Genomic DNA, 13,524 nt, shown 5'->3' on the forward strand with positions numbered 1-13,524 from the left:
GGTGTGGTCATCGCAGGCCGGCATCCACGGTGATCGACTGCTTGGTGATCATGCGGCTGTCGTCGGCGGCGAGGAACAGCACCGTGCGCGCGATCTCCTCGCCGAGCAGAACCTTGCGGATCACCTGGCGCTGCACGACCTGGTCGACCGAACCTTCGGTCTTGTACCAAAGCTCCCGCTGCCGGTCGGTGATGACGGCGCCCGGCTCGATGGCGTTGACGCGGATGTTGTCGGGGCCAAACGCCCGCGCCAGCGCGAAGGTCAGCCCGACCACCGCAGCCTTGGCCGCCGCATAGGGGGCCATCTCTGACGCGCCGAAACGCCAGGCGATCGAGGAAAAATTGACGATCGAACCAAAGCCCAATTCCTGCATGTGCGGATGCACGGCCTGGGCGGCAAAGAAGTGGTGCCTGAGGTTCACATCCTGGGCGTGGTCCCAATCTTCCTGCGTCACGTCGGCGACGGAGAGGCGATTGTCATCGGCGGCGTTGTTGACCAGCACTGCGACAGGCCCGAGGCGGTCGCGCACCGTGCCGATCGCGGCCTGGAGGGCGGGGATATCGGTCACATCGCAGCGCAGGAACAGGGGCGCGTGCGCTGCCGCGGCGGCGAGTTCCCGCGCGAGCGCCTCGCCGGCCTCCTGCTGCAGATCAAGAAACGCCACTCGTGCGCCATTGGCGGCGAAGGCGCGGACCGTGTCGGCGCCGATGCCCGACGCACCGCCGGTGATCAGCACGACGCGCTCGGACAGGCTCGGATAGGTGGCGAAGGACAAGGCGGAACTCTTTTCAGATCAAGCTTCGGTCAGATCGGGTCAGATCAGATCGGGTCAGATCAGATCAGGCGTTGGGTCGTCGGGTCGAACAGGCAGGCACGCGCCATGTCGATGCCGAGCGTCACCGCCTCGCCCATAAGCGGCGTGCCGTCGGGGTCGAAACGGCCGGTGATCTCCTTGCCGCCCAGGCGCAGGACGGCCATGGTCTCCGCGCCTGTCGGCTCGACCAGTTCGACCACTGCATCGATCTGCGCGATGCCCGGCTTGCGGCGCGCAAGGTCCGGATCGAAGCGGTAGATATGCTCGGGACGGATGCCGAGCACAAGCTGTCGCGGCGTGTCGGATGGGAGCGCCTGGACGATCGGCAGGCTGGCCGTCTTGCCGTCGGCGGTCTGCAGCACGACAGTCGGGCGGCCGCCTTCCTGGCTCAGTTCCGCGGCCAAAAAATTCATCGCCGGCGACCCCATGAAGCCGGCGACGAACATGTTGGCCGGACGGTTGTAGATCGTGGCGGGATCGTCGAATTGCTGGACCTCGCCCTGATGCATCACGGCGATGCGCGATGCCAGCGTCATCGCCTCGACCTGGTCGTGGGTGACGTAGACCGTGGTCTTGCCGACGCGGTGATGCAGCTTCTTGATTTCGGTACGCATGTCGACGCGCAGCTTGGCATCGAGATTGGAAAGCGGCTCGTCGAACAGGAACAGTTTGGGATCACGCACGAGCGCCCGGCCCATGGCGACGCGCTGGCGCTGGCCGCCCGAGAGCTGTCCGGGCTTGCGTCCAAGCAGCGGTTCGATCTGAAGGAAAGCGGCAACCCGTTTTACAGCCTCGTCCTGCTGCGGCTTCGGCACGCGGCGGCTTTCCATGCCGAAGGTGATGTTCTCGCGCACCGTCATCGTCGGGTAAAGCGCGTAGGACTGGAACACCATGGCGATGTCGCGGTCCTTCGGCGGCACCGAATTGACCAGCCTTCCGTCGATGCGGATCTCGCCGGAGGTAACAGATTCGAGCCCGGCGATCATCGCCAGCAGAGTGGACTTGCCGCAGCCGGACGGTCCGACCAGCGCGATGAACTCGCCGTTCCGCGCTTCGAGATCGATGCCCTTCAGCACCTCGACCGCGCCGAAGTTCTTGCGCAGCGATCGGATGATCAATGTCGACATGCAATGCCCTTCACTTGATCGCGCCTCATTTGATGGCACCTTGCGTCAGGCCGCGCACAAAATACTTGCCGCCGAAGAGATAGATCAGCAGCGGCGGCAGCGCGCCGATCAGCACGGCGGCGCTCATGACATCGTAGGCGCGCACATTGGTGCCGCTTGCCGTCAGCGCGACGAGCGCTGCCGTGATCGGCTGTTGCTGCCCGGAGGTGAAGACGACGCCGAACAGATATTCGTTCCAGATGCCGGTGAACTGCCAGATCACCGTGACGATCAGGATCGGTGAGGAGAGAGGCAGAATGATCTTGCGGAAGATGCGCCAGAAGCCGGCGCCGTCGATGCGCGCCGCCTTGATCAGGTCGTCGGGGATGCTGACGTAGTAGTTGCGGCAAAACAAAGTGGTGAACGAAATGCCCTGGATGACGTGGATGAGGACGAGCCCGTAGACCGAATTGCTGAGGCCGAGATTGCCGAGGATGAACGCCCACGGCATCAACGAAATCTGGCCCGGAATGAAGACGCCGAGCAGCATGCAGGTGAACAAAGCTTCCGAACCTCTGAAGCGCCATTTCGACAGGATGTAACCGTTCATCGCGCCGACCGCCGTCGAGATGATCGTGGCCGGGATCGTCATCTTCAGGGAGTTGTAGAAGTTGCGCTGCATGCCCTCGCAGGTGCCGCCGATGCAATAGGTGCTCCAGGCCTGCCCCCAGGCATCGAGGCGGAAGCTGCGCGGCAGCGAGATCAACCCGTTGCGTGCGATCTCCTGCTGGTCGCGGAATGAATTCAGCACCACGACCAGCAACGGGACCAGGTAGATCGCCGCGAAGACGACCAGCAGCCCATAGATGGCGAAGCGGGTGAGAAAATGCCGGCGCGACGCGACTGCGGCAGCGCGACGGTCGAGCGACTGGTCCAGGGAGACGTCAGCCATGGCCGGCTTCCTTGCGCCGGCGCCAGACCACCCAGAATGAATAGGGCACCAGCACCACGGCAACAGCGGCAAGCATCATGATGGCGGCGGCCGCACCTTCGCCGATCTGGCCGCGTTGGAACATCAGGTCATAGACGTAGATGGCGGGGAAGGTGGTCGAGATCCCCGGGCCGCCTTTGGTCAGGGCCGCCACGAGGTCGAAGGTCTTGATGGCGAACTGGATCTGGATGACGGCGACCGCCAGGAAGATCGGCGCAATGGTTGGCAGAAGCACCTTGCGATAGATGCGGAACGTCGATGCGCCGTCGATCTGCGCGGCCTTGACGAGGTCCTGATCCACCGAGCGCAGGCCGGCCAGGAACAGCGCCATGGCAAAGCCCGAGGCCTGCCAGACACCGGTGATGATCACCGCGTAGATCGCATAGTGCCGGTCGCTGGCGAGTGCGAAACTGAAGCTCGCCCAGCCGAAACCGCGCACCATGGCCTGGATGCCGTCGGTCGGATTGTAGAGCCAGCTCCAGACCGTGCCGGTGACGATGAAGGAGACGGCCAGCGGATAGAGGAAGATCGTGCGCCAGGCCGCTTCGCCGCGCACGCGCTGGTCGATCAGGATCGCCAGCAGCAGTCCCACCGCCATCGAGCCGACGATGTAGAAAGCGCTGAAGAAAAACAGGTTGTTGTAGGCGATGTTCCAGCGCCGGTTCGCCCACAGCGACGCGTAGTTCTCGAGGCCGACGAAGCCGTAGGTCGGCAGCAGCGAGGAGTTGGACAGCGAGATATAGAGCGTCCAGCCGGTGAACACGAAGACGTAGACGAAGCTCGCCACGAGAGAGGGGCCGAGCACCAGCAAGGGCATCGCGGAGCCCAGCCGCTCGCGCCAGGGGCGGGCGGGCGTCGGGACCGACAGGATCAGGTCGTGATTTGACATTCAGAGCACGGAAATTGGCAGAGCACGGGACTGAAAGGGAGGACGGCCGGGCGGATAGGCATCGCGCCCGGCCATTCCCGTCTATTTCTGTGCTTCCGCCGCGTCGGCCATCGCATTGGCGCCATCCTCGGGCGACATGTCCGGCGTCGCCACGAACTCGGTAATGGAGTCCATGATCGCGCCGCGCATCTTCTGCGGGATGGTCATGTTGTGCGCCATCGAGCGGACCAGCGTGCCGTCCTTGATCGAAGCCTGCAGATCCTTCTGCGAGAGCTGCTGGCACGGATTGAAGCCCTTCGACAGATCGATATCCAGGCGTGCGGGGATCGAGCCCTTGGCCTGGTTGAAGACCGTCTGGAAGTCGGGCGACAGGATCAGGCTGGCCAGCATCTTCTGGCCGTCGATGTAATCCTGGTCCTTCTGCTTGAAGAACACGACCGAGTCCGAGTTGAGGATGAAGCCGGGCTTGCCCCAATCGGTCGGCGCCTGGGCGCAGACATAGTCGGTGCCTTCCTTGAAGCCGGCGGCGGTCAAAAGGCCGATCGTCCAGTCGCCCATGATGTGGAACGCCGCGTCGCCCTTGCCGACCAGCGCCGACATCGAATCCCAGTCGCGGCCGACCATGCCCGGATCCATGTACTTGCTCGTCATCAGGCGCATCTGCGTGAAGGCCTTGACCATTCCCGGGCTGCGCATGGACTCGACATCGCCTTCGACAAAGGCCTTGCGGTAGAGATCGATGTCCTGGCCGTAGAGCACGACCTCGAACACCGTCGAATCCGTCCAGTCGGCGGTCGAATGCGAGATGCAGATCTTGCCTGTGGCGATGATCTTGTCGCAAGAGGCGTTGAATTCGGCCCAGGTCTTCGGCATTTCCGCCACGCCGGCGGCCTGCATGACCTTGGGCGAGGCCCACAGCCAGTTGATGCGGTGAATGTTCATGGGCGCGGCGACCCATTTGCCGGTCGGCTTCATCACCGGAAGCAATTCCGGCGCCACCACTTTCTCCCACCCTTCCGAGGCCGCCAACTCGTCGAGATCGGCGGTCATGCCGGTCTCGTTCCATTCGGCGATCTCAGGGCCCTTGAGCTGCACGGCAGGCGGGGCATTGCCGGCGATCACGTCGGCGCGCAGCTTGGCCAGCGTATTGGCGGTGTGGCCGGCGATCGAGGTCTGTTCCCATTTGCCGCCCTTGGCAGTGAACATCTCGCCGAGCTTGGCGATCGCCTGGGCGTCCGATCCGGTCGCCCACTGGTGCAAAAGGTTCGTCTTGGGTTCGGCGAAGGCTGCCCCGGCGAAAAATGTGCACGCAGCAGCGGCCGCAAGCGCGGTCATGACGGACTTCATCGTTTCACTCCCATATCGTGTTGCACGGTTCGTCTCGACCGCTTATGGCCGCGGTTTGAAGCCGCCGCCGGCGAGATGCGTCAATCTCGAGTTCTTTCCAAGATGACATATTGGAGCTATCAGTCAACGATGTTTATGTTGAGCCATGACAAAACCTTCGCTTAGAACCTGGCTGATCGACAGACCCTCCGCGTCGCCGGAGAGCATGATCGTGCGCTGCCTGAGTGAGCGCGGTGCGCTCTCCGCCTTGCAGATCGCACGCGCCACCGGTCTGGCGCGCTCGACGGTGTCAACCGCGCTTAACGGCTTGAAAAAGTCTGGAATGGTGATCGAAGCCCCGACCAGCCGCGACGGCATCCGAGGCATCGGCAGGCCAGCCGCGGCGGTGACGCTCAATCCGACAGCGGGCACCTGCGTCGGCATTCACCTGGCTCTTCAGCAGATACGGCTCATCGTCGCCGATGTCTCGCATTCCGTCATTGCCGAACAAAATATTCCAATGGCGCTGGACTACCAGCCGCAACAGGCGGCCCAGGCGGTCAAATCGGCGATTGCCCAATCTTACAGGGAAAACGGTCTGCCGGTGGCGGGGCTCCTGGGGGTTGGTGTCTCCGTCTCCGGCCCTGTCAGCCGCGATGGAGTGGTGCTGCGCGCAAGCATGGTTCCAACATGGGCCGGCGTCAACATACGAGATGTGTTCGGACCCGTTCTGGAACAGCCGATCTTCGCCGACAACGAGAGCAACTGCGCGGCCATTGCCGAGCTGATGTGGGGTGCGGCCGTCGGCCAGGACGATTTCGTGCTGTTCAAGATCGATCTGGGTGTCGGCGGCGCCATTGTCCAGCATGGCCGGCTGGTGACGGGCGTCGCCGGCGGCGCCGGCGAATTCGGGCACATCAGCATCGATCCCGGCGGCGACCTTTGCCGCTGCGGCAATCGCGGATGCCTGGAGCTCTACGCGAGTTTTACCCGGCCGCTGGAACAGATTTCGCGTGTCGTTGGGCGGCAAGTCACCATGGACGATGTCATCGCCATGGCCGAGCAGGGCGACGTCAGGGCGTTGCGGATGATCGAGGATACCGCCGAGATCGCCGGCCGGGGTCTCGGCCTGATCGGCTCGGTGCTCAATCCGCCGCTTATCATCATCGGCGGCCACATGGCTTTGGCAGGGGACATTCTGTTGACGCCGCTGATCGCGTCCTATGAACGCCATACGCTGATCAAGTCCCGCGATATCGCTCCCGCCCTGCGCACGCGCATCATCGTTGGCAAGCACACCGAGAACGATGCCTTGCTGGGCGCGGTCGGCCTCGTTTTGAGACACCAGACGAAGGAACTGTCGCTGGGGTGATCGTCAGGACCTGCCTGTGCTTGTTCAAGTCAATTGCACGTGTCAGCAGCCTTGAGCGCTTCGGCGCGGGACGATTTGGGCAAATCCGCGATCCGCCGGACAGAAGCGTAAAACCTTGGATAGTTGCCCGAACACAGGTCGAACAAGCGAAGAAAGGCCGGAACCTGTTCACCGTAGACAGAAGTTGCCGCGAGCTTGGCGTTGTTGATCGGGGCAGCGAACCAGGCGTCGTATCCCCGGTATCCGGCCCAGTGCCTGTCGCGCATCCGCCGATAGCGCATCCGCAACCGGTCGATGGTTGCTGCCTTGGCGGCCGCCATCTTTTCCGGGGTGCGGGGACTACCATAGACCTGCCTTAGCTCGTCGCGCGTCTTCGCCACCAGTCCAAGAAAATCGGCGCTGCGCTTGCGATCGGCTTCGTAGCGGCGCAATCCGGCCCGGTCGCCGGCGGCGCGGAGCCATTTCCTGACGCCGCTGGTTTCGACGGCAACGGCGAACGCCTCGTTGAATGCGGAATCGCCATCCACATAGAGGCGCTGATGCGCCAGCTCATGAAAAACAAGGCTGGCGAGATAGGTGTCGTCCTGACGCAGCATGGTGCTCAGCAGCGGGTCACTCGACCAGCCAAGCGTGGAATAGGCGGTGACGCCCGAGACATAAACGTCCAGCCCCTGTCTTTGAAGTTCGACAGCGTTCTCAGTCGCGGATTTCCGGGAGAAGTAACCCCGGTATGGAACGCAGCCGAAAACCGGAAAGCACCATGTTCGTGGCGCCAGCGAGAATTGCGGCGCGGCAAAAACGGCCCAGGTCACGGCGTCCCGATGGATGTCGACATAGCTGCGGTAGCTGCTGTTTTCGGGCAATGCCAGCTCATCTGTCGCAAACCGTCTTATGGCGCTGGCCGACGCCAATTTCGCGCGCAATGCCTCAGGCGTCGAAGGATCACGGATGATTTTTCCAATATTTTTGCGGGCGGCCATGATCTGCGCGTGACCCTGCAACGACTGCGCGTAGTAGGAAATGCTCGTGCAGCCGGTCGCCCCGGACGCGATGATCGCCGCGGCAAGCATCCGAAGAACGCGCTTCACTGTTTGCCCACCCTGCCCATCTCCCTATGCAGCAAACGTCCTGGTCACCCTCAAACAGGAGGCACCGGTTTCCGTCAAGAGCTGCAGGGGCAGGGGGCGACACCGACCTGGGCAGGGCAAGGCGGGCATTCGCCTAGGATTGACGAAAGTCCACCGCAGGGCGGAGCGGGCGAGATACGGACCGTCCGTTGGGACGCCGTTCCCCCAAGCTGCCGCGCGCTACTGGTCCGAAAACCTCACGCTCACGCCGCGCTGGCGAAAATAAGCCTGCATCAACTTACGGCCGGAGCGGTTGTTCTGCGCCAATTTTGCCGGATCGAACACCGCCTGTTTTGCGCCCTCTCGTGTCAGCGCAGCCTTGAGCGTCGCGATATGGGCGTCGATGTCGGCATTGTCCGCCCGCAGCGAGGCATAGATACTTTCGGTCGCTTCGGCCACAGTCGGTTCGCTCACAGATGTCGTCCTTTGGTTGGTTGGGCGGCGGCTTTACCACAGATTTGCGGCTCCGACGATATCGACTGAACCGTCAGAGCACAGCGCCCAGGGCGCAAAACCGCAAAACGTATGTATTCGGCCCTGCTAAACATTGCCCGGCAGGCGAATGGGTCTAACTATCGCTAGGAAACGGGGGGAATCAGGTGGCTGCCAATCGTCGAAACGACATCTCATCGTCCGAGCGGGGGCTAGGACGGATTCTTGCGGCAGGCAATGCCCATCCGCGCACAGCTCTGCCTACCGTGGCAACCATCGTCACGACAGTAGCTGCGCTGTATTTCGGTCGTGAGGTGTTCCTTCCCATTGCCATCGCGCTGCTTTTGACCTTTGCGCTGGTGCCGATGGTCTCCGCACTGAAGCGTGTCGGCTTGCCTCGGCTGCCCGCAGTGCTTCTGAGCGTGATTGGCGCATTCGCGGCCCTGGGCCTGTTCAGCTTCATTGTTGCGACCCAGGTAAGCGAGCTTGCTCAGAACATTTCCGTCTACCAGACAAACATTCTGACGAAGGTACGTTCCCTCAAGGAGACGGGCGTTGGTGGCGGCATAATTGCCAGGCTGAGCGGGGTGATCGAGCGTGTCGGTCAGGAGATCGACAAGCAGGATGTGGCGCCGCCTGCGGCCGACAAGCCCCGGCGCGAGCCTGTTCCCGTCGAGATCGTCGCCCGCGAGAGACCTCTGGAGGTATTGCAGAACATCATCGGACCGTTGATCAGCCCGCTGGCATCAGCTGGCCTGATCATCATCGTCGTCATCTTCATGTTGCTTGAGCGCGAGGATCTGCGCGACCGGTTTATCCGCCTCGTCGGCTATGGCGACCTCCATCGCACAACGCAGGCATTGCAGGATGCCGGCAAACGGGTTGGCCGCTATCTGATCATGCAATTGGTGGTCAATATCGTCTACGCGATACCAATCGCAATTGGCCTTTGGGTGCTCGGCATTCCCAACGCGCTGCTGTGGGGGTTGCTGGCACTGGCGCTGCGCTTCGTTCCCTATATCGGCCCTGTTATCGGCATGCTGCTGCCCTTGTTTCTGGCCTTGGCGGTTGCGCCCGGCTGGTCGCTGGTGCTGTGGACCGCCGCACTGTTTGTCGTCATGGAATTGGTAACCGGCAACGTCATCGAACCGTGGCTCTATGGCTCGCGCACGGGACTTTCTCCTTTGGCAATCATCGTTGCGGCAATTTTCTGGACATGGTTGTGGGGGCCGCTCGGCCTGGTCCTTTCGACGCCGCTGACAGTTTGCCTCGTCGTCCTCGGGCGACATGTTCCGCAGTTCGAATTTCTCGACGTCCTGTTTGGCAACGAGCCCGTCCTTGAAGCTCACGCCCGGCTCTATCAACGGCTCCTGGCCGGCGATCCCGACGAGGCAACTGACCATGCCGAGGAGATCCTCGAGGAGAAGTACCTGATCGATTTCTACGACACTGTCGCCATTCCTGCTCTCCTGTTGGGCGAGCAGGACCGCATGCGTGGCGTGATGGGCGATCAACAGCGAAGGCAGGTGGCGGCGAGCGCCCAAATTCTTGTGGCAAATCTTGCCGACGATGCACAGGAAGAGGCAAGCGAGGAAGATGCGCCGGCAACCACCGCGGAAGGGAGCGCGAGCAGGGAAACAGATGGCGTCGAAGAGGAAGAGATCGAGCTGCCCGACGGCAAGGACATGTCGGTGCTTTGTGCCGGCGGTCGCGGCGAACTCGACGATGCCGCTGCCGCCATGCTCGCTCAGGTGCTGGAGGTGCAAGGTGCTACGGTGGCGAAGGCCAGTTTTGTCGATATGGAGCCGGCAGGTATTCGTCGTCTCGAACTAGAGGCGATCGACACCGTCGTGGTCGGTTTCCTGAACCGGGATTCGCTCAAGCATGCCCGCTTTCTGGTCCGGAGACTGAAGCGCGCCAAGGCAGGTTTGAGAATTGGGATTGTGTTCTGGTCAGACGCGGAGCAGGGCGATGTCGGGCAAGAAAGGCAAGCTTTGGCCGCCGACATCAGCGCCGATTTCGTAGCGCACGGCATGGTCAACGCTGTGCTCGGCGCACTTTCTCCAGCGCCGGCCGTTCCCCTCAAAGTCGTTTCGAAACGCCGCGATCGACGCCGTCCGGCCCCTCGAAAACGGATCCCGGCCCAGGCAACGGCCGCAACAGCCTAGCCGCACCGCCATGTCTCAGATTGCCGCGCCGGCGCTGGAATGCCTGGTGCGACGGCAAGATCGTCCCCACTCGCAAACCATGGAACAATCTCGCGGCCTTGCGGTTCCTAACATCGAAGGAGAACCCCCATGCTTAGATTCCTTATCCGCCTCGGCGCGATCTACGCGGCGTTCCAGATCGGCCGAGAGTTCGGCCGCAAGGAGACCGAAATCATGCTCCTGCCGCCGCCCGTTGACTACGAGCGGCAACCGACGTCAAGAAACGAAACCGATTTCGGAGAGGCATAGGACCGGTCAATCTGTCTGGTCGATCTGGCCCATGCTGGCGCCGTCCCTGCGCGGGGCGCTTTATCGTACGAACGGACCCGGCCACTTGGCTGTTGCCAGGATCGTTTCTGGCAACGCAATAATTGAGCCGCTATCTCTGTCGCTCAAACGCGGCACAGCGAGGTTGACCGTGCGTCGAAGAATGAGTCTCAGATCCTGGCGTTGAGCCGATGGAGAAGGCATGATCAGCACGGGCAAGGACGACCCTAAGAAAGTGGAAGGGAATGAAGCACTGGTGCTGTCAACTGCCAAAGAGACCGGCATCACCGAGGATCAAGCGCGCGACCTTGTTCGCCTGATCGGCACCGGCCGCAATTCGCTGCTCCGTGAGGCACGGCAGCTGCTCCGGCAGCGCCTGGCTAGTTTAGACCGAAGGTGCTCAGAGCACGGCTATCCCGTCGCCTTCTGCTGCCCGGCGGTCATCGCTTTGAGAGCCCGGACCACCTCTGCAGGTCCGGCGGGTTTCATCACTCTTACGCCGGACGAGAACGCTTCGGGGGTTTCCTCGAGCCCCAGGCCGGAATAGACGATGAAAGGAACCGCCCGCCCTGCCAAGGTTTTTGCCGCGTCAACAGCCTCGCCGTCCGACAGCCTTACGTCCAGGATCGCTGCGGCGGGGGTATGGTCCGCAAGAAAACGTTTCGCCTGGGAACATGTCGCCGCCAATGCCACGGCAAAGCCCGCCTCCGAAAGAGTGGACTCCATATCCAGTGCTATCAAGGCTTCGTCGTCGACGACAAGGACCAAGGGTTTGCCCATGCGCGGATGATCGCACGTTTGTAGATGGAAGACGAGTCGAGGCTACGACCCTTTTAGGGTCCGGTTCCCGTACGCAGCGGGTCGAGACCGCGAGCAATGGGAACCAACTGATCCAAGCCGCATTATATTTGGTTGGACTGGACAAGGTGTTTGGGATGCATGAAGCAACACAGGCGAATGTTGTCGCCTTCGAAAACCCGGGGGTGTCCAGCAATGACGGTCTGGATTTCGATTACAAGGATTTCTTCGAAAACGGCGCCGTTGCCCTCCATCTGGTGAACGCAGACGGCGTAATCGTGCATGCCAACCAGGCTGAGCTCGACCTTCTCGGCTATCCCGCAGAGGACTACCTCGGTTGCCACATCGCCGAGTTCTATCCCGACCGGGACGTCATAGAGGACATTTTGGGTCGCCTTGCCAATGGCGAGAAGATCGTAAGATATCCGGCGCGATTGAGGGCCAGCGATGGATCGATCAAGCACGTCGAAGTCACCTCAAGCGGACATTTCCGGGACGGCAAGCTGATCAACACCCGGTGCTTCACGGTCGATGTAACCGACTTGGTGCACACCCGCTCGGAGCTCAGGCAGCATGACAGTACCTATCACCAGATACTCGACGGCCTACCCGTCGCCATCTACACGACCGATCAGGATGGGACGATCACCTACTACAACCGCGCCGCGGCCGATCTGGCAGGCAGGGAGCCTGAAATCGGCAAGGATAAATGGTGTGTGACGTTCAAGCTGTTCAGTGCCGACGGCAAGGAATTGCCGCACGATGAATGCCCGATGGCCATCGCGCTCAAGGAGAACAGGCCGGTCCGCAATCAGCAAGCTGTTGCGCAGCGTCCCGATGGATCGTTTTTTCCGTTCCTGCCCTACCCGACACCGCTGCGGGACGAGCACGGCGCTCTGATTGGCGCCGTCAACATGCTGCTGGACCTGACGGACCGCCAGCGTGCCGAAGAAACCAGGCAGCACCTGTCAGCGATCGTGGAATCCTCATTTGACGCTATCGTCAGCAAGGATCTCAACACCATCATAAAAAGCTGGAACCACGGCGCCGAACGGCTTTTCGGCTATACCGCCGACGAAGCGATTGGCCGGTCGGTGACCATGCTGATCCCCGAAGACCATCAGGACGAGGAACCCCGCATCCTCCAACGCATTCGCCGCGGCGAGCGCGTCGAACCATTCGAAACGACCCGCCTGCGCAAGGATGGCAGCCTGGTTCCGGTTTCGCTGACGATATCGCCCGTGCGTAACGCAACCGGGCAGATCACCGGCGCATCGAAGATAGCGCGAGACATCACGTCGGCGAAGGAGAATGAATACCGCATCCGCATGCTGATGCGCGAGGTCAACCACCGGGTGAAAAACCAGTATTCGGTCATCCTGTCGATGATCCGGGAGACCAACAAGCGATCGGAGACGCCAAAACACTTTGAAACCCAGGTGCGCGAGCGCATCATGGCGTTGTCGCGATCTCACGACCTGCTTGTTTCGGCGGATTGGAAGGGTGCCACGATCAGCGACCTCTTGGCGGCCCAGGTCGAGCCTTTCCCGCGGGGGGATGTGATCGAAATGTCGGGCCCATCATTGGTGCTCAGTCCCAACGCAGTTCAGTATCTCGGGATTGCCTTCCACGAACTGGCGACCAACTCGGCCAAATACGGCGTGCTCTCAGGGGACAAGGGCCGGATTTCGGTCACATGGGGCATCACCGGTTCCGGTGCTTCGAGGCTCTTTCACCTCACCTGGGTCGAAACCGATGGGCCGCAGGTTCAGACTGTCGGACAAGGTGGCTTTGGAACCGTGGTGCTGAAGCGGGTCGCGCCCGCAGCGGTTAGTGGGAAGGGAATTCTCGAACACGGTCCGCATGGCATAACATGGAGCCTGGAAGCGCCTTTGGTTTCCGTGGCAGCTTCTGCCGTCCATGAAGCTTAGAAGCAGGAAGCAGCCCTGCAACGAGCATTCGTCAATTGGCGTCTCTCCCCACTTCGCTCCAGAACCGGATGGCCGCCGCTGCGCCACGGCAAGTCATCAAGCAGCGGATAGGCGCACGCCACCGGCCTCGCAGCTCGCATTTCAGGGGTATACCCCTGCTTGACGTCGCTAACCCGGTTTTGGCGACGGTCTGAGACAGTGAACTCAGCGCGGTTCGGGAGGAAAGATCTGCGGGAAGTAAGCAGGTCGCGAGGCAGTCTTCGA

Annotated in this window: 12 protein-coding genes; 4 read left to right on the forward strand and 8 right to left on the reverse strand. The window is 61.9% G+C overall.

Going from position 1 to position 13,524, the window contains the following annotated elements:
- Nucleotides 1-7: 7 nt before the first annotated feature.
- The 5 genes from X726_RS149545 to X726_RS149525 all read right to left on the reverse strand — a co-directional run bounded on the left by X726_RS149545 (nt 8) and on the right by X726_RS149525 (nt 5,147).
- Complete coding sequence (locus X726_RS149545; RefSeq protein ID WP_023671098.1) at nt 8-775, reverse strand: SDR family oxidoreductase; 768 nt, start codon at nt 773-775, stop codon at nt 8-10.
- A 59-nt stretch (nt 776-834) separates the two neighbouring features.
- Nucleotides 835-1,941 (reverse strand): sn-glycerol-3-phosphate ABC transporter ATP-binding protein UgpC, encoded by a 1,107-nt coding sequence (ugpC, locus tag X726_RS149540; RefSeq protein ID WP_023671099.1) that lies wholly within the window; start codon nt 1,939-1,941, stop codon nt 835-837.
- Nucleotides 1,942-1,966: 25 nt separating this feature from the next.
- On the reverse strand, nt 1,967-2,872 hold the full coding sequence (locus X726_RS149535) for a carbohydrate ABC transporter permease (RefSeq protein WP_023671100.1): 906 nt from the start codon (nt 2,870-2,872) through the stop codon (nt 1,967-1,969).
- Nucleotides 2,865-3,800 carry a sugar ABC transporter permease gene (locus X726_RS149530; RefSeq protein WP_023671101.1) on the reverse strand — a complete coding sequence of 312 codons (936 nt, stop codon included), beginning with the start codon at nt 3,798-3,800 and terminating at the stop codon, nt 2,865-2,867. The genes X726_RS149535 and X726_RS149530 overlap by 8 nt, the downstream gene beginning before the upstream one ends.
- 81 nt (nt 3,801-3,881) lie before the next feature.
- The gene (locus X726_RS149525) at nt 3,882-5,147 is read right to left on the reverse strand and encodes an ABC transporter substrate-binding protein (protein WP_023671102.1); all 1,266 of its coding nucleotides are present in this window, start codon (nt 5,145-5,147) and stop codon (nt 3,882-3,884) included.
- 145 nt (nt 5,148-5,292) lie between these two features.
- Between X726_RS149525 and X726_RS149520 the strand changes: the two genes are divergently transcribed.
- The gene (locus X726_RS149520) at nt 5,293-6,498 is read left to right on the forward strand and encodes an ROK family transcriptional regulator (protein ID WP_023671103.1); all 1,206 of its coding nucleotides are present in this window, start codon (nt 5,293-5,295) and stop codon (nt 6,496-6,498) included.
- A gap of 29 nt (nt 6,499-6,527) precedes the next feature.
- On the opposite strand, the gene X726_RS149515 is transcribed toward X726_RS149520, so the two are convergent.
- Nucleotides 6,528-7,568 carry an aminopeptidase gene (locus X726_RS149515; protein WP_031215102.1) on the reverse strand — a complete coding sequence of 347 codons (1,041 nt, stop codon included), beginning with the start codon at nt 7,566-7,568 and terminating at the stop codon, nt 6,528-6,530.
- Nucleotides 7,569-7,805: 237 nt separating this feature from the next.
- Nucleotides 7,806-8,039, reverse strand: coding sequence for a hypothetical protein (locus tag X726_RS149510; RefSeq protein ID WP_023671105.1), 234 nt, complete (start codon nt 8,037-8,039; stop codon nt 7,806-7,808).
- A gap of 185 nt (nt 8,040-8,224) precedes the next feature.
- Here X726_RS149510 and X726_RS149505 point away from each other — a divergent pair, with 185 nt between their 5' ends.
- Together X726_RS149505 and X726_RS1000000171160 are read left to right on the forward strand one after the other, a co-directional pair.
- Nucleotides 8,225-10,225, forward strand: a complete 2,001-nt coding sequence (locus X726_RS149505) for an AI-2E family transporter (protein ID WP_023671106.1) — start codon at nt 8,225-8,227, stop codon at nt 10,223-10,225.
- Between the two features lie 129 nt (nt 10,226-10,354).
- The gene (locus X726_RS1000000171160; RefSeq protein ID WP_023671107.1) at nt 10,355-10,513 is read left to right on the forward strand and encodes a hypothetical protein; all 159 of its coding nucleotides are present in this window, start codon (nt 10,355-10,357) and stop codon (nt 10,511-10,513) included.
- 429 nt (nt 10,514-10,942) lie between these two features.
- On the opposite strand, the gene X726_RS149500 is transcribed toward X726_RS1000000171160, so the two are convergent.
- On the reverse strand, nt 10,943-11,311 hold the full coding sequence (locus X726_RS149500; protein ID WP_023671108.1) for a response regulator: 369 nt from the start codon (nt 11,309-11,311) through the stop codon (nt 10,943-10,945).
- A gap of 155 nt (nt 11,312-11,466) precedes the next feature.
- On the opposite strand from X726_RS149500, the gene X726_RS149495 reads away from it, so the two are divergent.
- Nucleotides 11,467-13,260: a PAS domain S-box protein gene (locus X726_RS149495; protein WP_023671109.1), complete on the forward strand. Its 1,794-nt coding sequence runs from the start codon at nt 11,467-11,469 to the stop codon at nt 13,258-13,260.
- The last annotated feature ends 264 nt before the right edge of the window (nt 13,261-13,524 follow it).

The organism is Mesorhizobium sp. LSJC285A00, assembly GCF_000503155.1.
Taxonomy (GTDB): domain Bacteria; phylum Pseudomonadota; class Alphaproteobacteria; order Rhizobiales; family Rhizobiaceae; genus Mesorhizobium.

Bases quoted from the DNA above. Each gene is read 5' to 3' on its own strand.
- ugpC (WP_023671099.1), bottom strand. From the start codon at position 1,941: ATGTCGACATTGATCATCCGATCGCTGCGCAAGAACTTCGGCGCGGTC.
- X726_RS149535 (WP_023671100.1), bottom strand. From the start codon at position 2,872: ATGGCTGACGTCTCCCTGGACCAGTCGCTCGACCGTCGCGCTGCCGCA.
- X726_RS149530 (WP_023671101.1), bottom strand. From the start codon at position 3,800: ATGTCAAATCACGACCTGATCCTGTCGGTCCCGACGCCCGCCCGCCCC.
- X726_RS149525 (WP_023671102.1), bottom strand. From the start codon at position 5,147: ATGAAGTCCGTCATGACCGCGCTTGCGGCCGCTGCTGCGTGCACATTT.
- X726_RS149520 (WP_023671103.1), top strand. From the start codon at position 5,293: ATGACAAAACCTTCGCTTAGAACCTGGCTGATCGACAGACCCTCCGCG.
- X726_RS149515 (WP_031215102.1), bottom strand. From the start codon at position 7,568: ATGCTTGCCGCGGCGATCATCGCGTCCGGGGCGACCGGCTGCACGAGC.
- X726_RS1000000171160 (WP_023671107.1), top strand. From the start codon at position 10,355: ATGCTTAGATTCCTTATCCGCCTCGGCGCGATCTACGCGGCGTTCCAG.
- X726_RS149500 (WP_023671108.1), bottom strand. From the start codon at position 11,311: ATGGGCAAACCCTTGGTCCTTGTCGTCGACGACGAAGCCTTGATAGCA.
- X726_RS149495 (WP_023671109.1), top strand. From the start codon at position 11,467: ATGCATGAAGCAACACAGGCGAATGTTGTCGCCTTCGAAAACCCGGGG.